Below are 21,380 nucleotides of genomic sequence, written 5' to 3' on the forward strand. Positions count from 1 at the left end.
TGCGGCGGGCTGCGGGTCGTAGTGCGTCGCGGGACGCGGTGGGCTGCGAGTCGCGTTGCGTTCCGTTGCGGGACGCGATGCGCCGTGGGTCGAGCCGTGGCCGTCGGTCGAAGCGTCGAGAGGTCGAGAGGTCGCCGTCATGTCGTCCGGATACCACGCGATTCCGAATCTGATCGGGCTGTACGCCGAGCGCATCGACGCCGGCGACTACGCGGGCGTGGGCGAGTTGTTCGCGCACGCGGTGATCACCGCCGAGGGCCAGGACCTGAAGGTGGCCGGGGCGGACGCCGCCCGGGCGATGTTCGAGGCGTGGACGCGCCGCTATCCCGACAACGGCACACCGCACACCCGGCACGTGACCACGAACCTGATCCTGGACGTGGACGACGAGGCGGGCACCGGAACGTGCCGCAGCTACGTGACGGTCTTCCAGGCACTTCCCGACTTCCCGCTCCAACCCGTCTTCACCGGCCGCTACCACGACACCTTCGAACGGCCCGAGGGAACCTGGCGCTTCACCCGGCGCCACATGATCACCGACTACGTGGGCGACCTGAGCCGGCACCTGAACCAGTCGTTGTGACCGGGCGGGCGTGCCCGACTCGTGGTGACGCGCCGAAGCGCGCCCGACCGGACCGGTCGTCGTGACGGACGAGGTACGCCCGACGGTCGGCCCGATCACACCGGACCGCTCGTGGCCCCCGCGGTTCCGGCAGCCGGTGCGGGCCGCGCCCGCTCCGCGCGCCTACTCGAACGTGACGCCCTCCGGTGGTACGTCCACCCGGCTGTCGTCGTCGAGGATCGGGACGCCGAGGCGTTCGTGGGCGATGCGTTGCGCGGCCAGCGCCTGGGGCAGGCGCGCTTCGTAGCCACCGCCGAGGAGTGCGGCGGCTCGGCGCGGGGTGACCAGGGCGCGGCTCCACGACCATCCCGTCGCCGGGTCGGGGGCGAGCGGTCCGAGTGAGGCGATCCGGGCGGCGCTGCGGGACCTGACGTCGCCGCCGTCCGGGTCGGACAGATAGCCCACGTGGGTGGTCTTGCCCAGCACCGCGTTGGCCTCCTCGGCGACCTCGCGCGTCAGGGTCGCGAGCGCGTCCACGTCCTCCGGTTCGGCGCCGCCGCCGGGCAGCGCGTACCCGTCGTCCGGGTCACCGACCAGCAAAACCCGACCCTCCGGGTCGAACAGCCAGCCCGCCGCGCGGCGGACCGGGGCCCCGGCCGGGATCGGTTCGTCCTCGTGCCACACCCGCTCCTTGGCCGGCCGGTACTCGCGCCCGTCGACCACGTACAGACACGCCCCCGACGCGTACGCCTCCAACGCCACCGACACCCGCCGCCGAGTCCGCCCGGCAAAGCGCGGCAGCGCCTGGTCGGGCGTGAGCACGTACACCGCGTGTGACCCGGCGTCGACCGGGACCAGTGCGGCGACCTGCTCGTCGGTCAGCGTCGGCCCGTCGAAGAGGAAGTCGAGCACGACCCGGCCGTACGCCCCGGCCATCGAGGTGCACACCGCGAGCAACCGGCCGACGGTGAGGTCGAGAGCCAACACCTCCCGCACCGCACGCCGGGCGGCCTCGTGCGGAGCCTCCCCCGGCTCGGCCGTCCCGCCCGGAAGGCCGAGTCCCGGCTTGCGACCGGGATCCAACACCACCAGCCCGCCATGCCGATCGCGCAGCAGGACGGACGCGGCCACCGGCATCCCCGGCGAGGTCGCGTGGTAGTCGATCGGTCCCTGGGATACCGGCTCGTCGTTACCGCTCACGCTCATCCGCTCCCCCGCCGCGTCCGTCGTAGTCGTGGCTCCATCCTGGCCGACGATCGGATGTACCGAATTTCGGGGGCTGGATGCGGGACCGGATGCGGGGCCGGAGGCGGGGCGAACGTGGGGCGGATGGGCGGGTCCGATGCGCGGGTTCGGCGCGGGTGCCGGGGGCCGGGTACCGGGTACCGGGTGCCGGGGCCGGGGCCGGGTGCCGGGGCCGGGGCCGAATACCGGGGCCGGGTGCGGGAGTCGGCCACGGATGCCGCCGCTACGGGGTGTCGCGCAGCATCTCGATGGCCTCGGTCGGGTCGAGTTCGGTGTCCTTCGCGGGCGCCCACCGCGCGAGGACGTCGGCGGCGCCGAAGGCCATCTCGGCGGGCAGGCCGACGGCCGTCAGGGCCGCGGCGACCTCTCTCATCTCCGGCTCCCAGCGCCAGGCCTTGGCGGCGGCATCCGCGATGTAGTCCGGCTCCGCGAGATGCCGCGTGGAGTGATCCCGGGCGATGTCGAGCAGTTCCGCCCCGACGCCGTATTCGCTCGCCATCGCATGCGCCACGGCGGCAAGCGCCCTGCTCGCCTTCTGATAGCTCGCGAACGACAACTTCAGCCCGGACGCCTGCCCGATCCCGCCGGGAAGGGCTCGCACCCGCACCCTCGTGTCGGCGAACAACTCGGCGACACGAGCCACCTCGTCGCCCGCACCGGACAGGTAGAGGCGAGGAGACCGGGTCGGCGAAGGCGGGGACCCGACCACACCTCCATCGACAACGGCGGCGCCGCCCGCGCCAAGCAGCGCGGCCATGCGCCCCATCCGCTCCGGGCTCACCGCGTTCGCCTCCACGTACAACCCGGCGTACCGCCGCTCGGCGACCGAACGGGCAACCGCCTCCGCCGCCCCGGGAGGGCACAGCGAGATCACACAGGCACAGCGATCGAGCAACTCGTCGAGCTCCTCGACGGGTTCGAGACCGAACCTGTCCGCGCGTGCCGCGGTCGCCGCACCACGACCCGTGGGACACCACAACACGGTGATCCCGCGGCCGGTCAACTCCCCCGCCACCGCCGCGCCCATGCTGCCCGGATGAAGCATTCCGATCGTGGTCATGAGGCCCCTCGAAGCAGGTGGGCCGGGGTGAATCGATCCGGCGCCCGGTCACGCACAGCCTGCCGGATCAGCGCCGCGGACTCGTCCGGCGACGTCCGATCGGTCCGCACGATCACGGACCACCGCACCTCGCGGCGCGCCTCCAGATCGGCGTACGTCTCCTCCCAGACCCGCAACCGAGCATCACCGTCGACATCACCCCGACCGACCGAACGCTCGGCGGTGACGTCCCGCGAACACCACAACAGAACCCGCGTCCAGTGCACCGGATACGCCGCAAGCGCGAAGACCGCGTCGACCTGTCCGACGTGCACCACGGGAACACACCCGCGTGCCGTAAGCCGATCGAGCTCGGGTACGTCCGTCGCGTACTCCGCCCCGTAACGCCGGTTGCCGTGCACGATCAACCCGTCCCGCCGCATCCCCGCCAACACCCGGGAATCCGTCATGCGATACCCGGACGAACGCCCCGGCCCGGCCTTCAACCGCCGGAAGTGAACAAACGCCCCGTCCAACCGCGACAAAGCCGCCGTGACCGTGTCCTTCCCAGCCGCCGGCGGCCCATAAAGAACCACAGCCCCCGAAGTCACCGCCACCCTCCCCACCCACAACCCACGAGCGCAGCAGTATGCCGCCGACCCCACCCCACCCGCCCACCACCCACAACCCGCCGAACGGCCGGCCTCCGGACACGACAAAGGCCCCCGACCAGCGTTTCCGCTGATCAGGGGCCTTCTTCACGGTGTGGCGGGTGTTGGGTTCGAACCAACGTAGGCATACACCGGCAGATTTACAGTCTGCTCCCTTTGGCCACTCGGGCAACCCGCCGTGTGCGCCTTGCGGCGCGACGGGACAACAATAGCGGACCACCCGGGGTGCTTCGCCACTCGGTATCGGATCGGGCGGGGTGGGCGCGGCCGGAGTCCGGGTCGTGGGGGACGCTCTAGGCTGGAGGGGTTGCCTTCCCTCTCACTTCAGATCCCACAGAAAGCGATTCCGAGCCTTGGCTGACTCCTCTTTCGACATCGTGTCCAAGGTCGACCGTCAGGAGGTCGACAACGCGCTGAACCAGACCTCGAAGGAGATCGCGCAGCGGTTCGACTTCAAGAACGTCGGCGCGCACATCGGCTGGACCGGCGAGCAGATCGAGATGCGCGCCAACTCCGAGGAGCGCGTGAACGCGATCCTCGACGTGTTCCAGGGCAAGCTGATCAAGCGCAGCATCTCGCTCAAGTCGCTCGACGCCGGGGAGCCGAAGGCTTCCGGCAAGGAGTACAAGATCTTCGCGTCGATCCAGGAGGGCATCTCCCAGGAGAACGCGAAGAAGGTCTCCAAGATCATCCGCGACGAGGGGCCCAAGGGCGTCAAGGCGCAGATCCAGGGTGAGGAGCTGCGCGTGTCGTCCAAGAACCGGGACGACCTCCAGGAGGTCATCGCGCTGCTCAAGGGCAAGGACCTGGACTTCGCGCTGCAGTTCGTGAACTACCGCTGACCGAGGCCGCCACCCTGCGGCGGCGGGATCGTGGCGGGCCCGGTGGGTGACGGGTCGAGGGCACGGCGAGGGCGGATCGCCGGTCGGACACGGCCGGCGGATTCACCGCCCTCGCTGTGCCCTTTCTGTGCTCTTTCGCGCAGTCGAGGAGGGCGGTGTCCGCGTGCCGCGATCGGGTTCCCGAGCCGGAACCGCCCTACTGCTGCACGCGCTCCACCAGAGGCCCGCACGCGTCGATCGTCGGGGTGTGGGCGCCGGTCAGCACGGCGGACAGGCGGGTGGGTACGGCGTCCTCCTCCAGCCGGCCGGTGAAGCCCGCGTGCAGGACGCGCAGGGCGTCCTCGTAGGCGAACGGGGCCAGGTGGGCGCCGGTGGACAGTTGCTCCCGGGCGATCGCGAACATGGTCAAAGCGTGTCGGCGGAAGCGCGCGACACGGCCGGTGGGTGGGACCGGCCAGCGGGCGATGATCGTGCGGTAGGTGTCCTCGTACCGGCCCAGCGAGTCGAGTCGGGCCGCCGCGCCGCCGGACAGGCTGGAGTCGGCGGGTTCGCGGTGGTAGACCACGCCGGGCTCGGACAGCCGGGCGAACGACCAGCCCCGATCGTGCACCAGCCGCAACCACAACGACCAGTCGACCAGGAGGGGCAACTCCGGGTCGAAGCGGAACCACGACGCGGGCGCGGTGTGCGCGGGATTGCGGGCGACCACGGCGGTGGTCGGCACGAAGTTGGCCACCGAGAGCATGTCCGGGTCGTACGGGAAGTCGTAGCGATACGGGCTGCCCGGTGTCTCGCCCGGCGACGCCCGGTCGCCGCTGAGGATGCAGTCCGCGTACACGGCGTCGGAGCCGGTGCGCTCCAGGGCGGCCAGGGCCCGGTCGAGATGGCCGGGCAGGTACATGTCGTCGTCGTCGAGGAACGCGACGAACCGCCCGGTGGCGATCTCCAGACCGGCGTTGCGCGCCGCCGCCGGGCCGCGCGAGCGCGGGAAGGAGAGCAACCGCACGGTCATCCCCCGCACGCCCAGCGGCAGCACGCCCGCCACGTCCGCGCCGCCGTCGTTGACCACGACGACCTCGATGTCCCGCGTGCCCTGGAGGGCCACGCTGCGCAGGGCATCGGCCAGCAGGGCCGTGCGGTCGCGGGTCGGAACGATGACACTGACCGTCGCCGCCACGGCAACCTCCGCGCTTCCCGGTGTGGGTCTGCTTCCCGGGATGGGTGTCTTCTCCGTCCACCCGGGCCTACCGGGACATATCGACACACCGGGAGCGCGGCTGGAGCGGTTGGCTCCGGTCTCCCTCGTACGAGACCACACGATTGGCCTGTCCGGGCTCAGCAACCACCCGACGGGCGATCACCGAGGCCCGAACCCGCTCGAACCGACCCGCTCAGACGCCCACGTGCATCGGGTCGTCGGTCGAGACGATCTCGCGGCCCAGCGGAGTCAGCGACACCGGGATCAGCTTGAAGTTCGCCAGCCCGAGCGGGATGCCGATGATGGTGACGCACAGGATGAGGCCGGTGACCAGGTGCGCGAGCGCCAGCCACCAGCCGAACAGCACGATCCACAGGATGTTGCCGAGCATCGACCCGGTGCCGGCGTCGCGACGCCATTCCACCCGGCGGCCGAACGGCCACAGCGCGTAGGCCGCGATCCGCCAGGACGCGATGCCCAACGGGATGGTGACGACGAGGAAGAACAACAGAAAGCAGACGATGCCGGCGATGGCGTAGCCGATGGCCAGCCACAGGCCGGAGAACACGAGCCAAATGATGTTCAGGACAGTTTTCACGAACTTGTTCTACCCCGCCCCGGGCCCGCTGACGTCCCCCGCAGGACTGGCGGCCCACCGAATGCACCCGCCGGGCCGACTGCCGCCTCGGCGCCCCGCCTCGGCGCCCCGCCTCAGTGCCCCGCCATCGCCTCGAGCCGCGCGATCCGCTCCGCCATCGGCGGGTGCGTCGAGAACAGCTTGCTCATCCCGCCCGCGCCCCGGCGGAACGGGTTGGCGATCATCAGCGAACTGGTGGTCTGCAGCTTCGGCTCCGGCGGCAGCGGCAGCGCCTGCGTGCCCGCGTCCAGCTTGCGCAGCGCGCTCGCGAGCGCCATCGGGTCTCCGGTGAGGCGGGCCCCGGAGGCGTCCGCCTGATATTCACGCGAACGACTGACCGCCAACTGGATGACACTGGCCGCCAGCGGACCCAGGATCATGATGGCCAGCATCCCGAACAGGCCCGGCCCCTCGTCGTCGTTGCTGCGGCCGAACGGGATCAGCCAGGCGAAGTTGACCAGGAACATGATCACGCTGGCCAGCGCACCGGCCACCGACGAGATCAGGATGTCCCGGTTGTAGACGTGCGACAGCTCGTGTCCGAGCACCCCGCGCAGCTCGCGCGCGTCCAGGATGCGCAGGATGCCGGTCGTACAGCACACCGCCGCGTTGCGCGGGTTGCGGCCGGTGGCGAACGCGTTCGGCGCCTCGGTGGGCGAGATGTACAGGCGCGGCATCGGCTGCCGGGCGTCGTTGGAGAGCTCGCGCACGATCCGGTACAGCTCGGGGTTCTCCGCCTCGCTGACCGGTCGCGCGCGCATCGAGCGCAGCGCGATCTTGTCGCTGTTGAAGTAGGCGTAGCCGTTCGTGGCCAGGGCCACGAACAGGGCGATGATCAACCCGGTCCGACCGAAGAAGCTGCCGACGACCAGGATGAGCGCCGACATGCCGCCGAGCAGTACGGCGGTCTTCAGTCCGTTGTGCTGGCCGTGCACGGCAGAGTCCTCTCGCAAGCGTCCCAGGGGTGACAATGCGGGTCCGTGCGGGGTATCCGCCGGCTTGTCGCCCTCTGCCCGTTGTCTCTTCCTTCGCAACGGGACAACGCCTCGCAGAGTTCCCTCCCGAGGCGGGCGTAACCCCCCGCTCCGGGACCGGAACCGCAGGTCAGCCGAGTAGACCCGGCACGGTGAGCACGTGCAGCACAAGCTGTGGCGCGACCGAGAGCAGCACCCCGAGCGCCCCCGTGAGCACCAGCGCGGCGACCAATGGAGCCGGCGTCCGACCGCCGTCGACACCGCCGGGCGAGCCGGCCGAGACGCCCGAGCCCTCCGCGCGCCCCGACTCCCCCGCGCCCCCGACCGCGCCCGGCACCCCGGGTGCCGCGGGAGCGAACAACTGCGCCGTCCAGGCCAGGTAGTAGTACAGCCCGATCACCACGTTGACCGCCATCACCACCGCGAGCCACCCGGTGCCGGAGTCGATCACCGCCTGGAACACGGTCACCTTCGCGAACAGCCCGGCCAGCCCCGGCGGGATGCCCGCCAGACACAGCAGGAAGAACGCCATCGCCGCGGCGCCGACCGGGCGCGAACGGAACAGCGCGCGGTGGTCGGAGACCAGCCCGCCGCGCTCGCCGGCCACCAGCGTCACCACCGCGAACGCGCCGAGGTTCATCACCGCGTACACCGCGAGGTAGGCGACCGCCGCGGGCAGCGTGTCGGCCAAGTCCTCACCGTGCCCGGCGGCGGTTCCGAACGGGACCAGTACGTAGCCCGACTGGGCGATCGAGGACCACGCCAGCAGCCGCACCGCGTCGGTCTGCCGCAGCGCGGCCAGGTTGCCCGCGGTCATCGTCACCGCGGCGAGCACCGCCATGGCCGGACCCCAGATGTGCGCGTACGGCCGGAACGCGATGCCGGCGACCAGGAGCAGCCCGGCGAACCCGGCGGTCTTGGAGACCACGGACAGGTAGGCGGCCACCGGGATCGGCGCGCCGCGATAGGTGTCCGGCACCCACGAGTGGAACGGCACCGCCGCGACCTTGAACGCGAACCCGACCATGGTCAGCACCGCGCCGGTCGCGGCCACCTTGGTCAGCCGCGGGTCCAGGTTCTCCAGGTCGCTCGCGATCCTGGCCAGGTGCACGCTGCCGGTGCTCCCGTAGACCAGGCTCACGCCGAACAGCATCACCGCCGTGGCGGCCACGGACAGCAGGAAGAACTTCAGCGCGGCCTCGCCGCCCTGGCCGTCCCGACGCAGGCCGACCAGCGCGAACGCGGGCAGCGACAACGTCTCCAGGGCCACCACCAGGGTGAGCAGGTCGCGCGCGCCGGCCAGCGCGACCGCGCCGGTCACCGAGGACAGCAGCAGGAAGTGGTACTCGCCGCCGGGCACCTCGCCCTCGTCGCCGTCCGCACTGTGCCGGGTCATCGGCATGGACAGCAGCACGACCACGAACGCCGACCCGAGCAGCACCAGTTGCAGCACCAGGGTCAGGTCGGTGACCACGTACGAGCAGCCCGACGGCGAACAGAACGTGCCGCGCGCCTCGGAGTCGTCCGCGCGCAGCGGCACCAACAGCACCAGCGCCGCGCCGAGTCCGGCCAGGGTGAGCCAGGGCAGCGCGGCCTTGCGCGCGCCCTCCAGGAACAGGTCCGCGAGCAGCACCACGAGGGCGGCGACCGCGACGGCGACCACCGGCCCGATCGCGAGCCAGTCGATCGACTGGACGTCGAACGGCATGTCAGCTGCCTCCCATGAGGGCACGCACGGCCGGGTCGGTGATCGCGAGCACGGTGGCCGGCCACACTCCGGCAAGCAGGGTCAGCGCGACGAGCGGGGTCCACACCACGACTTCGCGGCCGGTCACGTCCACCTCGGGCCGCCCGGTCGGGGCCTCGCCCGCCGGGCCCATGCACAATCGGCGCACCAGGCCGAGCATGTAGGCCGCGGTCAGCACGGTGCCCAGGCCGGCCAGGACCAGGAAGGTCCGGTAGCCGCCGGTGGACAACCCGGCCGCGGGCTCGTACGCGCCGTACATCGCGAGCAGTTCGCCCCAGAAGCCGGCCAGCCCGGGCAGCCCGAGCCCGGCCACCGCGCCGAACGCCACGAGTGCGCCCAGTCGCGGGGTCCGCCCGTACATCCCGCCCCCGAGTCGGCCCAGCAGCGCGGTGCCGTGCCGGTCCTTGACCGCGCCGGCCAGGAAGAACAGCAGGCCGGTGATCAGGCCGTGGCCGATGTTGACGAACAACGCGCCGTTGATCCCCTGCGGGGTCAGCGTCGCGATGCCCAGCAGCGCGAAGCCCATGTGGCCCACCGACGAGTAGGCGATGATGCGCTTGAGGTCGCCGTCCGGGTCGCGCAGCAGGGCCAGGCACACCAGCGAGCCGTACACGATGCCCACCACGCCGAACGCGGCCAGATACGGCGCGAACGTCTCGGCGCCCTCCGGCAACATCGGCACCGCGATCCGGATCAGGCCGTACGTGCCCATCTTGAGCAGCACGCCGGCCAGCAGCACCGAGCCCGCCGTCGGCGCGGCGGTGTGCGCGTCGGGCAGCCAGGTGTGCAGCGGCCACATCGGCACCTTGACCGCCAGGCCCAGGCCGATCGCCAGGAACGCGAGCACCTGGGCGCCGTGCGACATGCCCGCGCCGTGCCGTTCGGCGAGCTCGACCATGTCGAAGGTGCCGGTCTTCGCCTGGATCAGCAGGAAGCCGAGCAGCATCACGGCCGAACCGAGCAGCGTGTACAGGATGAACTTGTACGAGGCGGGGCCGCGCTCGCCCGGACTCCCCCAGCGGTTGATGAGGAAGTACATCGGGACCAGCACGACCTCGAAGAACAGGAAGAACAGGATCAGGTCGAGCGCCGCGAAGGTGCCCAGCGTGCCGGTCTCCAGAAGCAGGAACAGCGCCACGAACGCCCGCGAGTCGCCGCCCGGCGGAATGTTCCACAGGCTGTGCACGGCGACCAGCAGCGTGAGCAGCGCGGTGAGCAGGAGCAGCGGCAGCGAGATGCCGTCGATGCCCAGGTGAAAGCGCAGGCCCAGCGAGGGCGCCCAGGACGCGTCGGTCTCGAACTGCATGCCACGCCCGCGGTCGAACCCGCACGCGAGCACGACGGCGCCGACCAGGGTCGCCGCGCTCGCGGCGACGCCGACCAGCCGGGCCGCGCGATCACCGACCCCGGGCAGCAGGAGCAGGGCGGCGCCGAGCAGCGGCGCGGCCACGACGAGGATCAGCACGACGCTCACCGCGAGGTCTCCTGGGCATGAGGGGGCGTCGGGGGCAACGGTCGACGGCGCGTCACGAGCCCACCGCCACCGCGACGGCGAGCACGACCACGCCCGCGAACAGGCCGGTCAGGTACAGCCGGACGTTGCCGTTCTGGCCTCGCCGGATTCCGCCGCCGAGCAGCCACGCGCTCTGTGCGGCGCCCTTGACGTAGGTGTCGACGACGGCCCCGTCGGTGAACCGGGACGCCTTGGCGGCGAGTCGGACGGGGGTCACGACCAGCGCCGCGTACAGCCCGTCCACATCGAACCCGCGCAGTGCCGGGCCGCGCAGCGGACCCAGCGCGCGGGCCGGATCGGCGGCCGGGTCGCGCCGCCACAGCGCGGCGACCGAGCCGGCCCCGAGCCCGAGCGCGATCAGGGCGAGCACCGTGGTCAGCGGGTTCGGGGTCAGTTCGGCATAGCCCAGGTCGCTGCCGAGGGGCGGCAGGCCCGGGAAGGCCACGAAGCCGAACAGCACGGTGGGCACCGTGAGCACGATCAGCGGCCACACCATCGCGGCGGGCGCCTCACCCGGGTGGGCGGGCTCGCCGTAGTCCGCGGCGTCCGCGTGCGCGGGCACCTCCGCACCGGGCGCCGTCTCGCGCGCCGGCCCGAGGAACACCCGCAGCCACACCCGGGTCGCGTAGGCCGCGGTCAGCACGGCGGTGAGCAGGCCGGCCACCAGGACCAGCCAGCCGGCCACCTGCGGTACCGAGCCGTGGCCGGCGGCGGTGTGCTCGGCCGCGCCGAGCACCGCCTCCTTGCTGAAGAAGCCGGAGAACGGCGGGACACCCGCGAGCGCGGCGAGCCCGGCGGTCATCGTCCAGAACGCGATCGGCGCGCGGTGCCGCAGCCCGCCCATGCCGGCCAGCGCACCGGTTCCGGCGACGTGGATGGCCACCCCGGCGCCGAGGAAGAGCAGCGCCTTGAACGCGCCGTGCGAGAGCAGGTGGAACACCGCCGCGTCGCGCCCGCCGACCGCGAGCCCGCCGGTCATGTAGGCGAGTTGGCCGACCGTCGACCACGCGAGCACCCGCTTGAGGTCCTCTTGGGCGAGCGCGGCCAGCGCGGAGCCGATCATCGTCACCGCGGCCAGCACCGCGAGCACGATCAGCGTCGCGTGCGCGGCCAGGAAGGCCGGGTACAGGCGGGCCACCAGGTAGGCGCCGGCGGCGACCATGGTGGCCGCGTGGATCAGCGCGGACACCGGGGTCGGGCCGGCCATCGCGTCCGGCAACCAGGTCTGCAGCGGTACCTGCGCGGACTTGCCCGCGACGCCGCCCAGCAGCAGCAGGGTGCCCGCGGTCACCCACCCGGCGCCGCCCTCGGGCACGGCGGCGAGCACGTCCCGGATCCGGAACGAGTCGGCGCCCGCGGTGAGCACGAGGATGCCGATCAGGAACGGCACGTCGCCGAGCTTGGTGACCACGAACGCCTTGATCGAGGCGGAGCGGGCCGCCTCGGTCTCCCAGTGGTGGCCGATCAGGAAGTACGAGCAGACGCCCATCACCTCCCAGCCGACCAGGAGCACGATCAGGTCGCCGGTGAACACGACGAGCAGCATCGCCGCGGTGAACAGCGACACCAACGCCGCGTAGGACGAGTAGCGCGGGTCCTCGCGCAGGTAGGCGGCCGAGTAGACCTGCACCAGCAGCGCGACCACGGTGACCAGCACCGCGGACAGCGCGGCGAGGCCGTCCACCCGTAGCCCCAGCGTGATGTCCAGGGCGCCGGTGGGGGTCAGCCGCACCACCGACTCGCGCGTGTCGTCGCCGATGCCGGCGGCCACGACGATCGCGAGCACGGTCGCGACCAGGGCCGCGGGTACGGCGAACAGGACCGGGCGCACCCGGCGCCCGAGGAACAGCCCGAGCAGGGCCGCGAGCGCGGGCAGGCCGGTGGCCGTCGCGGCGGCGACCGTCATACCGATCCCTCCTTGTGCTCGGCGAGCTCGCGCAGTTCGGGAACGTCGGTGGTGGCCCGGTTGCGGAACACCATCAGCACGATGGCCAGCCCGAGACCGATCTCGGCGGCGGCGATGGTGATCACGAACAGGGTCAGCGCCTGACCGGCGTGCAGCGTGTCGCGCAGATACATGTCGAACGCGACCAGGTTGACGTTGACGGCGTTGAGCATCAGCTCGATCGACATCAGCACGAGAATCGCGTTGCGGCGCGCGATCACCCCGTAGAGCCCGATGCCGAACAGCAGGACGGCGAGGACGAGCGGATAGACCAGATGCATCGCGGGGTCAGTCCTTCCGGCCCGAGCGCACGCCCGATCGGGAGCGGGACAGCACGATGGCGCCGATCAGCGCGGCCAGGAGCAGCACGGACAACACCTCGAACGGCAGCACCCACACCTTGAACAGGCTCTCCCCGGTGACCCGGGTGCTGCCCACGCTGTCGTCGCCCAGATGCAGGTAGGCGGTGCGGAAGGCGTCCACGATCACGGTGAGCAGGGTCGCGGTGGCGCCCAGCGCGACCACGGCGGCCGGGATCCGGGCGGCGGGGTCGGCCGGTTCGGAGTATCCGATCGGCGCCTTGGTGAGCATCAGGCCGAACAACAGCAGCACCACGACGGCGCCGACGTAGATCAGCACCTGGACCCAGGCGATGAACTCGGCGGTGAGCAGCAGGTACTCGGCGGCCAGCCCGCCGAGCGTGACCACCAGCCACAGCGCGGCGTGCACGACCTGACGGGTGCTCACCACGAGCAGCGCGGAGCCGAGCACGACGACGCCGACCAGGACGAAGGCGATCTCGGCGCCGGTGGGCGAGAGGAATCCGTGCTCGGTGGCGGCGAGGTTCACGGGGTCTCCTCCGCTTCCGGTGTGGCGGCCCGGGCCGCGGCCGCGGCCTTCTCCGCCTTCTCGACGGCCTTGCGGGCCTGGATCAGTTCCTTGGGGTCCTCGGCGTGTTCGTCCAGCGCGGGTGGTGGCGGCACGGTCCACATCCACTCGCGCAGCTTGTCCTTCTCGTGCGTGAGTTCGTGGATGTCGCCGGTCGCGTACTCGAACTCCGGCGACCAGAACAACGCGTCGAACGGACACACCTCGACGCAGATGCCGCAGTACATGCACAGCGCGAAGTCGATCGCGAAGCGGTCGAGCACATTGCGGGTGCGGTCGCGCGCGCCGGGTTCGCGGGCGGGCACGACCTCCTTGTGCGAGTCGATGTAGATGCACCAGTCCGGGCATTCGCGCGCGCACAACATGCAGACCGTGCAGTTCTCCTCGAACAGCGCGATCACCCCGCGCGAGCGGGGCGGCAGTTCCGGGAGGACCTCCGGATAGGACTGTGTGACGGACCTCTTGGTGAGCGTCCTCAGGGTCACCGCGAGGCCCTTGGCCAGGCCCTTCATCAGGTCGCCACCTTTACCACGCCGGTCAGGACGAGTTGGCCGAGCGCGAGCGGGACGAGCACCGTCCACGCGAGCTTTTGCAGTTGGTCCTCGCGCAGTCGCGGATAGCTGACTCGCAGCCAGATCACCACGAACGCCAGGAGGCCGGTCTTGAGCAGGGTCCACAACCAGCCGACCGAGTCCGACCACGGGCCGTGCCAACCGCCCAGGAACAGCACGGTGGTCAGCGCGCACACGATCAGGATCCCGGCGTACTCGGACAGCAGGAACAGTGCGAAGCGCAGGCCGGAGTACTCGGTGTAGGCACCGAAGATGATCTCCGAGTCGGCGACCGGCATGTCGAAGGGCGGGCGCTGGATCTCGGCGAGGCCGGCGGTGAAGAACACCACGCCGCCGATCGCCTGCCAGGGCAGCCACCACCACTCGAAGCCCTCGACGATCCCGGTCAGCGACACGGTCCCGGCGGCCATCGCGACCGAGGCCGCGGCCAGCAGCATCGGCAGTTCGTACGCCATCAACTGGGCGGCCGAGCGGATGCCGCCGAGCAGCGAGTACTTGTTGGCCGAGGCCCAGCCGCCCATCAGCGAGCCGAGCACGCCCACGCCCATCACCGCGAGCACGAACACGATGCCGGCGTCGACGGTCCGGCCGACCAGGCCGTTGGGGCCGATCGGGATGGCGATCAGCACCACGAAGTAGGGGATCAGCGCGACGGCCGGCGCGAGCTTGAACACCCTGCGGTCGGCGCCGGCCGGGACGATGTCCTCTTTCTGCGCGAACTTGACGCCGTCGGCGACCAACTGCGCCCACCCGTGGAAGGCGCCCGCGTAGATCGGGCCGACCCGCGCCTGCATGTGCGCCATCACCTTGTGCTCGGTCTGCCCGATCAGCAGCGGCAGCACGAGGAACGCCCCGAGCACGAGAACGAGCCGGAGGCACACGTCGAGGAGACTCACGGGGTGTCCCCTTCGGTGGACGGGCGGGTCGGACCGCTCTCGCGCGGTTCGACGGCGGGCGCCTCGGGCGACGCGGCGGATTCGGCGGGTGCGGTGGACTCGGCCGGCGCCTCGGGCTCGGATGGCGCCGCAGGCTCGGATGGCGCCTCGGGCGACGCACCGGATTCGGAGGGCGTCGTGGACTCGGGCCGCGCGGCGGGCTCGGGTGGCGCCCCAGGCGCCGATGCGGGCTCGGGTGGCGCCGCAGGCGCCGGTGACGCCGGCTCGGTCGGCGGAGTCGAGTCGGTCGCGGGAGGCTCGGGCGACGCCGGCTCCGGCGCGGCCGGCGGCGCGGCGCTCTGGCTCGCCGAACCCTGCGACACGCTGCGGGTGCGACGCGCGGGCGGTGCGCCCTCGCCCGGCTGGCTCGCCGAACCGGCCGCGGCGCCGCGGGTGCGGCGCGCCGGCGGCGCGCCCTCGCCGGCCTGACTCGCCGAGCCCGCCGCGGCGCCGCGGGTGCGGCGTGGGCGTTCCTCGGCGGCGGCAGCGGCCTCGGCCGCCGCCTCCTCCTTGTGCGGACCCCAGGTCGCCGGATCCGGTACGCCCGGCGGCAACGTACGGCGGCGGCCCGGCGAGCGGCCGGGCCCGGCACCGTGGTCGGACTCGCCCGGTTCCTTGGCACCGGGCCACGCCTTGGCCACCCGCGCGGCCAGGACGAACTCCTTGCGCAGCGGGTGTCCCTCGAAGCCGTCCGGCAACAGCAGCGGATCCAGGCCCGGGTGGTCGGTGAAGTCGATGCCGAACATCTCGTGCGTCTCCCGCTCGTGCCAGCGGGCCCCCGCGTACACCCCGGTCACGGTCGCGAGCACGGCGGCCTCGCGCGGCACGCGGGTACGCAGCAGCAGCCTGGGCCCGGTCGGGATCGCGCACACGTGCGCGACCACGTCGAACCCCTCGGCGAGTTCGTCGACACCGGTGAGCCAGTCGAAGAACGCGCAGCCGAGCACGTCGCGCGCGGCGGTCAGCGCGGCCGGCCAGTTCTGCGCCGCGACATCGACGGTGACCAGTCCGTACGCGTCCGACACCGCGAGCACCAGCTCCTCGCCCAGCCCCGCGCGGATCTCCTCCGGGGTCATCCGGCATCCCCCGCCGCGGGCTTCGGCGGCGCCACCAGCGGTCGCGCGAGCGCGGCGGCGGGCAGCTTGCGGGCGTACCGGGCGGCCGGGTTCTCCACCGCGATCCGCTCCTGGAGCTTGAGGATGCCCTGGAGCAGCGCCTCGGGCCGGGGCGGGCAGCCGGGCACGTACACGTCGACCGGCACGATCTGGTCCACGCCCTTGGTGACGCAGTACGAATCCCAGTACGGACCGCCGCAGTTCGCGCAGGACCCGAACGAGATGACGTACTTGGGCTCGGGCATCTGCTCGTACAGCCGCTTGATCGCGGGCGCCATCTTGTCGCTGACCGTCCCCGAGACCACCATCAGGTCGGCCTGCCGGGGCCCGGGCGCGAACGGGATCACGCCCAGTCGGATGAAGTCGTGCCTGGCCATCGAGGACGCGATGAACTCGATCGCGCAACACGCCAGGCCGAAGTTGAACACCCAGAGGGAGTAGCGCCGTCCCCAGTTGAGCACGAGCCGCACCGGGTCCGGCGCGAGCCGCGAGAGCACCCCGAGCCGCGGCTGCGGGAGGTCGACCGGTGTGCGTTCCACCGGTGCCGGTGTCAGGTCCATGCGAGGACACCCTTTCGCCACGCGTACAGCAGTCCGGTGGCCAGGAAGCCGACGAACACGAACATCTCCACCAGGGTCGCGGCGCCGAAGCCCGGCGCGTCGAACACCGTCGCCCAGGGGAACAGGTAGATCACGTCGACCGCGAAGATGACGTAGAGGTACGCGTAGAGGTAGTACCGGATGTGGACCTGCGCCCACCCCACCCCCACCGGGTCGACCCCGCACTCGTACGTCGTGAGCTTCTCGTGCGTGGGTACGCTCGGTCGCAACAGTCGCCCGCCGGCGAACGCCACCGCGACGAAGGCCGACGCGACGAGCAGCACCAGACCCACGAGCGCGTACGTTCCGTAGTAGCCCTCCACCTGGCGCCTGCCTCCCGATCCGACATTGCCCGAACGTTGCGTGGACGTTGCTTACGTTTGTGGCACGGGAGTCTAGGGGGGTTGCGCCGGACCTGTCCCCGGTGTCCAATCCGCCGACCGGCCGGATCGGCGATACCGCTCCCGAAGCCAAGGTGGTAGGGACAACCCCACCCCCAAGACACCGACCCGCGCCATGGGACCCGCCCGGGTCACCGGGCAGAGTTGACCCAACGGATCGGCTTCTCTCCCAGCGAGGCAACTCCATGTCCATGCCCTCACCCGTGACTGCCTACGACGGGTCCACAGGTGATGCCCCGGCCCGAGCGCGGCCGGGCATCCTGCGCGCGCCGTTCACGGTGCGCACGTGGACCGACACGATCCATCTCGTGCTCAATCTGCCCATCGGCATCGTCGGTTTCACCTACGCCGTGGTGTTCATCGCGCTCGGCGTCGGTCTGACCCCGCTGTTCCTGATCGGGTTGCCGATGTTGGCGTTGACCCTGATGGGCAGCCGGCTGTTCGGCCGGATGGAGCGGGCCCGGGCGAGCGCGCTGCTGGACGAGCATGTGCGCGCACCGGCCCCGCTCCGGCCGCGGCCGGGGTTCACCGGCTGGATCAAGTCCGCGCTGACCGACCGGACCGGGTGGCGGGCCTGCCTGTATCTGTGCGTGCAACTGCCCTGGGGCGTCTTCACCTTCGCCGTCACCACGGCGCTGTGGGCGGCGTCGCTGACCATGGTCACCTATCCGCTCACCCAGCCGCTGTATCGCCGGGCCGACATGCCCGGCGCGAAGCTCTCCGGCGACGGGCCGCACGCGCCGGGCGCCGACCACTACCTCGCCGGGCCTGGCCCGGTGACGCTGACCATGGCGGCGGGCGTGCTGCTGCTCCTGGCGACGCCGTGGCTGGTGCGCGGGATGGCCAACGTGGACCGGGTGATGGTGCGCGGACTGCTCGGCCCGAAGTTCCTGTCCGAGCAGGTGCGCGACCTGACCGTGTCCCGGGAGGCCGCCGTCGACACCGCCGCGTCCGACCTGCGCCGGATCGAGCGCGACCTGCACGACGGCGCGCAGGCCCGACTGGTCGCCCTGGCGATGGACCTGGGCATGGCGAAGGAGAATCTGAACGCGAGCCAGGACACCGAGACCGCGCGGATGGTCTCCTCCGCGCACGACGAGGTCAAGCTCGCCCTCCAGGAACTGCGCGACCTGGCCCGGGGCATCCATCCGGCGGTGCTCACCGACCGGGGTCTGGACGCGGCGCTGTCCTCGATCGCGGCCCGCTGCACGGTCCCGGTCCGGGTCGAGGTGGACCTGCCCGGTCGGCCGGCCGCGCCGATCGAGTCGGTCGCCTACTTCTGCGCGTCCGAACTGCTGACCAACGTCTCCAAGCACGCCCGGGCCACCCACGCGTGGGTGACCGTGGGCCACCAGGACGGCCGGATGTATCTGATCGTCGCCGACGACGGCGCCGGTGGTGCCTCGACCGGCAAGGGGTCCGGGCTGGCCGGCCTGATCGAGCGGGTGCGCGGGGTGGACGGCACGCTGACCGTGGACAGCCCCGAGGGCGGGCCCACCAGGGTCACCGTGTGGCTGCCGCTGTGAGGACGCGGCGGGGCTGAGATCCGACCCGCCCGCGGTACACCGCATCGACTCGAATCCGGAAGACTGTAGCCGCACCCGCTCCTCGGGTGCGGCTACCGGATTTGGGGGATGTGAACGCTGTGCGCGTCGTCATCGCTGAGGATTCCGTACTACTTAGAGACGGTTTGTCCCGCTTGTTGACCGCTCGCGGCCACGAGGTCGTGGGCGAGGTCGGGGATGCCGAGCGGCTGGTCGCCGTCGCGGGCGAGCTGCTCCCGGACGTGTGCGTGGTGGACGTGCGCATGCCGCCCACGCACACCGACGAGGGCATTCGCGCCGCGGTGCGGATGCGGGCGACGCTGCCGCAGGTCGGCGTGCTTGTCCTGTCACAGTACGTCGAGGAGCAGTACGCGACGGAGTTGCTGGCGGGCAACACCAGCGGGGTCGGCTATCTGCTCAAGGACCGGGTCGCCGACGTCGGCGACTTCGTCGCGGCGGTCGAGCGGGTCGCGACCGGCGGCACGGCGCTCGACCCCGAGGTCGTCTCCCAGTTGCTCGGCCGTTCCCGCAAGCGCGACGTGGTGGAAAAGCTCACACCGCGCGAGCGCGAGGTGCTCGGCCTGATGGCCGAGGGGCGCACGAACGCGGCGGTCGCGCAGGCCCTGGTGGTGTCCGACGGAGCGGTGGAGAAGCACGTAAGCAACATCTTCGGGAAGCTCGGTCTCGCGCCCAGTGACACCGATCACAGACGAGTCCTCGCGGTACTCGCATATCTCGGATCCTGACATCGTAGGGATCGAATTACTGGACCCATGCAATCATCCGGTCGATCGGAGCAGCCGTCCCGAATCGGGACGGGCTCTTGGTTTGCTCGGATATAGGCGGATATGTGCCCCCCTGCGGGTCATGTCCGCAGCGTGACACCGCTCACGTCACGCGCCAGGGCGGATCCTCGCCCGCTCCGGGGGGCGCCACGGCCCCCATCTGTACCGCCGTACGATGAAACTGCGACATCCGCGCGGTGCGCGGACCAACCGCCGCAGCGCCGAGGAGGTCCTTCCCCGTGACCAAGCAGGTCAAGCAGCTCGACCGGGTAGTGATCCGGTTCGCCGGCGATTCCGGTGACGGAATGCAGCTGACGGGCGACCGTTTCACGTCCGAGACGGCGACGTTCGGAAACGATCTGTCGACCCTTCCCAACTTCCCCGCCGAGATTCGGGCGCCCGCGGGCACCCTGCCGGGCGTGTCGAGTTTCCAGCTCCACTTCGCCGACCACGACATCCTGACGCCGGGCGACGCCCCGACCGTCCTGGTCGCGATGAACCCGGCGGCGCTCAAGGCCAACATCCGCGACCTGCCGCGCGGGGCCGAGATCATCGTCAACACCGACGAGTTCTCCAAGCGCGCGATGGCGAAGGTCGGCTACGCGAACAGTCCGCTGGAGGACGGCTCGCTGGACGCGTACAACGTGCACGCGATCCCGCTGACCACGCTGACCGTCGGTTCGCTGGCCGAGTTCGAGATCTCCAAGAAGGACGCCGAGCGGGCGAAGAACATGTTCGCGCTCGGCCTGCTGTCCTGGCTGTACCACCGGCCTACCGAGGCGACCATCGCCTTCCTGCGCAAGAAGTTCGCCAAGCTGCCGGTGATCGCCGAGGCCAACGTCGCGGCGTTCAAGGCGGGTTGGAACTTCGGTGAGACCACGGACGACTTCGCGGTCTCCTACGAGGTGGCCCCGGCGAAGCTGCCGGCCGGGACGTACCGCAACATCACCGGCAACCTCGCGCTGTCCTACGGCCTGGTGGCCGCCGGGCAACTGTCCGAGCTGCCGGTCTACCTCGGTTCGTACCCGATCACCCCGGCCTCGGACATCCTGCACGAGCTGGCCAAGCACAAGAACTTCGGCGTGCGCACCTTCCAGGCCGAGGACGAGATCGCGGGCATCGGTGCCGCGCTCGGCGCGTCCTTCGGCGGCGCGCTCGGGGTGACCACCACGTCCGGCCCCGGCGTCGCGCTCAAGTCCGAGACGATCGGCCTGGCCGTCTCGCTGGAGCTTCCGCTGCTGATCGTCGACGTGCAGCGCGGCGGACCCTCGACCGGCCTGCCGACCAAGACCGAGCAGTCCGACCTGCTCCAGGCCATGTTCGGGCGCAACGGCGAGGCCCCGGTGCCGATCGTGGCCCCGCAGACCCCGTCCGACTGCTTCGCGGCCACCATCGAGGCGGCCCGGATCGCGCTGAAGTACCGCACCCCGGTCTTCCTGCTCTCCGACGGCTACCTGGCCAACGGCTCGGAGCCGTGGCGCCTGCCGGAGACGTCCGAACTGCCGGACCTGCGCGTCGAGTTCGCGACCGAACCGAACCAGGAGATGCCGGACGGGACCAAGGAGTTCTGGCCCTACAAGCGCGACCCCGAGACGCTGGCCCGCCCGTGGGCGGTCCCCGGCACGCCGGGCCTGGAACACCGGATCGGCGGCATCGAGAAGGCCGACGGCATCGGATCGATCTCCTACGACCCGGCCAACCACGACCTGATGGTGCGCACCCGACAGGCCAAGGTCGACGGGATCGCGAACGACATCGAGCCGCTGTGGGTGGACGACGCGACCGGTGACGCCAAGGTGCTCGTGATCGGGTGGGGTTCCACCTACGGTCCGATCGCCGCCGGTGTCCGTCGGGTGCGGGCCGCGGGCGGCAAGGTCGCGCAGGCCCACCTGCGTCACCTCAACCCTTTCCCGGCCAACACGGCCGAGGTGCTCAAGTCGTACGACAAGGTGATCGTCCCGGAGATGAACCTGGGTCAGCTCGCCCTGCTCCTGCGCGGGAAGTTCCTCGTGGACGCCATGTCCTACACCCAGGTTCGCGGTCTGCCGTTCAAGTCCGAGGAACTGGCTCACGTGATCCAGGAAGTGATCGAGAGTGTCTGAGTCTGCGAACGGCGCCGGCGGTTTCCCTTCGCTGTCGCTGATCCCGAAGGCCGACGGCAAGCAGTC

21 protein-coding genes and 1 tRNA gene are annotated in these 21,380 nt (G+C 71.3%); 5 read left to right on the forward strand and 17 right to left on the reverse strand.

Going from position 1 to position 21,380, the window contains the following annotated elements; translation table 11 throughout:
- Window positions 1-139: 139 nt before the first annotated feature.
- Window positions 140-583 carry a nuclear transport factor 2 family protein gene (locus ACIBSV_RS39075; protein ID WP_395871747.1) on the forward strand — a complete coding sequence of 148 codons (444 nt, stop codon included), beginning with the start codon at window positions 140-142 and terminating at the stop codon, window positions 581-583.
- A 162-nt stretch (window positions 584-745) separates the two neighbouring features.
- On the opposite strand, the gene ACIBSV_RS39080 is transcribed toward ACIBSV_RS39075, so the two are convergent.
- The 4 genes from ACIBSV_RS39080 to ACIBSV_RS39095 all read right to left on the reverse strand — a co-directional run bounded on the left by ACIBSV_RS39080 (window position 746) and on the right by ACIBSV_RS39095 (window position 3,695).
- On the reverse strand, window positions 746-1,762 hold the full coding sequence (locus tag ACIBSV_RS39080; RefSeq protein ID WP_395871749.1) for an NUDIX hydrolase: 1,017 nt from the start codon (window positions 1,760-1,762) through the stop codon (window positions 746-748).
- A 268-nt stretch (window positions 1,763-2,030) separates the two neighbouring features.
- The gene (locus ACIBSV_RS39085) at window positions 2,031-2,867 is read right to left on the reverse strand and encodes a DUF1932 domain-containing protein (protein ID WP_395871751.1); all 837 of its coding nucleotides are present in this window, start codon (window positions 2,865-2,867) and stop codon (window positions 2,031-2,033) included.
- Window positions 2,864-3,316 (reverse strand): guanylate kinase, encoded by a 453-nt coding sequence (locus ACIBSV_RS39090; protein ID WP_395871753.1) that lies wholly within the window; start codon window positions 3,314-3,316, stop codon window positions 2,864-2,866. Before ACIBSV_RS39090 ends, ACIBSV_RS39085 begins: the two co-directional genes overlap by 4 nt.
- Before the next feature lie 296 nt (window positions 3,317-3,612).
- Window positions 3,613-3,695 (reverse strand) — tRNA-Tyr (locus ACIBSV_RS39095).
- A gap of 175 nt (window positions 3,696-3,870) precedes the next feature.
- On the opposite strand from ACIBSV_RS39095, the gene ACIBSV_RS39100 reads away from it, so the two are divergent.
- Entirely contained in the window at window positions 3,871-4,359 is a 489-nt protein-coding gene (locus tag ACIBSV_RS39100; protein WP_026217952.1) for a YajQ family cyclic di-GMP-binding protein, read from the forward strand.
- A gap of 196 nt (window positions 4,360-4,555) precedes the next feature.
- Here the strand turns inward: ACIBSV_RS39100 and ACIBSV_RS39105 are convergent, their stop codons facing one another.
- From ACIBSV_RS39105 to ACIBSV_RS39165, 13 genes are all read right to left on the reverse strand, one after another.
- Window positions 4,556-5,536, reverse strand: coding sequence for a glycosyltransferase family 2 protein (locus tag ACIBSV_RS39105; RefSeq protein ID WP_395871755.1), 981 nt, complete (start codon window positions 5,534-5,536; stop codon window positions 4,556-4,558).
- Between the two features lie 214 nt (window positions 5,537-5,750).
- Window positions 5,751-6,155, reverse strand: a complete 405-nt coding sequence (locus ACIBSV_RS39110; protein WP_395871757.1) for a YccF domain-containing protein — start codon at window positions 6,153-6,155, stop codon at window positions 5,751-5,753.
- Window positions 6,156-6,268: 113 nt separating this feature from the next.
- Window positions 6,269-7,129 carry a zinc metalloprotease HtpX gene (gene htpX / locus ACIBSV_RS39115; RefSeq protein ID WP_395871759.1) on the reverse strand — a complete coding sequence of 287 codons (861 nt, stop codon included), beginning with the start codon at window positions 7,127-7,129 and terminating at the stop codon, window positions 6,269-6,271.
- Window positions 7,130-7,298: 169 nt separating this feature from the next.
- On the reverse strand, window positions 7,299-8,876 hold the full coding sequence (locus ACIBSV_RS39120; RefSeq protein ID WP_395871761.1) for an NADH-quinone oxidoreductase subunit N: 1,578 nt from the start codon (window positions 8,874-8,876) through the stop codon (window positions 7,299-7,301).
- A gap of 1 nt (window position 8,877) precedes the next feature.
- The gene (locus ACIBSV_RS39125) at window positions 8,878-10,389 is read right to left on the reverse strand and encodes a NuoM family protein (RefSeq protein ID WP_395871762.1); all 1,512 of its coding nucleotides are present in this window, start codon (window positions 10,387-10,389) and stop codon (window positions 8,878-8,880) included.
- Between the two features lie 52 nt (window positions 10,390-10,441).
- Window positions 10,442-12,334, reverse strand: a complete 1,893-nt coding sequence (locus ACIBSV_RS39130; protein ID WP_395871764.1) for an NADH-quinone oxidoreductase subunit L — start codon at window positions 12,332-12,334, stop codon at window positions 10,442-10,444.
- Entirely contained in the window at window positions 12,331-12,654 is a 324-nt protein-coding gene (gene nuoK / locus ACIBSV_RS39135) for an NADH-quinone oxidoreductase subunit NuoK (RefSeq protein WP_395871766.1), read from the reverse strand. Before nuoK ends, ACIBSV_RS39130 begins: the two co-directional genes overlap by 4 nt.
- A 7-nt stretch (window positions 12,655-12,661) precedes the next feature.
- Window positions 12,662-13,222 (reverse strand): NADH-quinone oxidoreductase subunit J, encoded by a 561-nt coding sequence (locus tag ACIBSV_RS39140; RefSeq protein WP_395871768.1) that lies wholly within the window; start codon window positions 13,220-13,222, stop codon window positions 12,662-12,664.
- The gene (locus ACIBSV_RS39145; RefSeq protein ID WP_395871770.1) at window positions 13,219-13,773 is read right to left on the reverse strand and encodes a NuoI/complex I 23 kDa subunit family protein; all 555 of its coding nucleotides are present in this window, start codon (window positions 13,771-13,773) and stop codon (window positions 13,219-13,221) included. Before ACIBSV_RS39145 ends, ACIBSV_RS39140 begins: the two co-directional genes overlap by 4 nt.
- Entirely contained in the window at window positions 13,773-14,729 is a 957-nt protein-coding gene (locus tag ACIBSV_RS39150; RefSeq protein ID WP_395871771.1) for an NADH-quinone oxidoreductase subunit H, read from the reverse strand. Before ACIBSV_RS39150 ends, ACIBSV_RS39145 begins: the two co-directional genes overlap by 1 nt.
- The gene (locus ACIBSV_RS39155) at window positions 14,726-15,844 is read right to left on the reverse strand and encodes an NADH-quinone oxidoreductase subunit C (RefSeq protein WP_395871773.1); all 1,119 of its coding nucleotides are present in this window, start codon (window positions 15,842-15,844) and stop codon (window positions 14,726-14,728) included. The genes ACIBSV_RS39150 and ACIBSV_RS39155 overlap by 4 nt, the downstream gene beginning before the upstream one ends.
- On the reverse strand, window positions 15,841-16,443 hold the full coding sequence (locus tag ACIBSV_RS39160) for an NADH-quinone oxidoreductase subunit B (protein ID WP_395871775.1): 603 nt from the start codon (window positions 16,441-16,443) through the stop codon (window positions 15,841-15,843). The genes ACIBSV_RS39155 and ACIBSV_RS39160 overlap by 4 nt, the downstream gene beginning before the upstream one ends.
- Window positions 16,434-16,805 carry an NADH-quinone oxidoreductase subunit A gene (locus ACIBSV_RS39165; RefSeq protein WP_395871777.1) on the reverse strand — a complete coding sequence of 124 codons (372 nt, stop codon included), beginning with the start codon at window positions 16,803-16,805 and terminating at the stop codon, window positions 16,434-16,436. The genes ACIBSV_RS39160 and ACIBSV_RS39165 overlap by 10 nt, the downstream gene beginning before the upstream one ends.
- A 269-nt stretch (window positions 16,806-17,074) precedes the next feature.
- Between ACIBSV_RS39165 and ACIBSV_RS39170 the strand changes: the two genes are divergently transcribed.
- The 3 genes from ACIBSV_RS39170 to ACIBSV_RS39180 all read left to right on the forward strand — a co-directional run bounded on the left by ACIBSV_RS39170 (window position 17,075) and on the right by ACIBSV_RS39180 (window position 21,314).
- Entirely contained in the window at window positions 17,075-18,409 is a 1,335-nt protein-coding gene (locus ACIBSV_RS39170) for a sensor histidine kinase (RefSeq protein ID WP_395871779.1), read from the forward strand.
- 119 nt (window positions 18,410-18,528) lie between these two features.
- The gene (locus ACIBSV_RS39175; protein WP_395871781.1) at window positions 18,529-19,173 is read left to right on the forward strand and encodes a response regulator; all 645 of its coding nucleotides are present in this window, start codon (window positions 18,529-18,531) and stop codon (window positions 19,171-19,173) included.
- Between the two features lie 278 nt (window positions 19,174-19,451).
- On the forward strand, window positions 19,452-21,314 hold the full coding sequence (locus ACIBSV_RS39180) for a 2-oxoacid:acceptor oxidoreductase subunit alpha (RefSeq protein ID WP_395871783.1): 1,863 nt from the start codon (window positions 19,452-19,454) through the stop codon (window positions 21,312-21,314).
- Window positions 21,315-21,380: the final 66 nt, after the last annotated feature.

It is taken from the genome of Embleya sp. NPDC050154 (genome assembly GCF_044460165.1).
Lineage (GTDB): Bacteria > Actinomycetota > Actinomycetes > Streptomycetales > Streptomycetaceae > Embleya.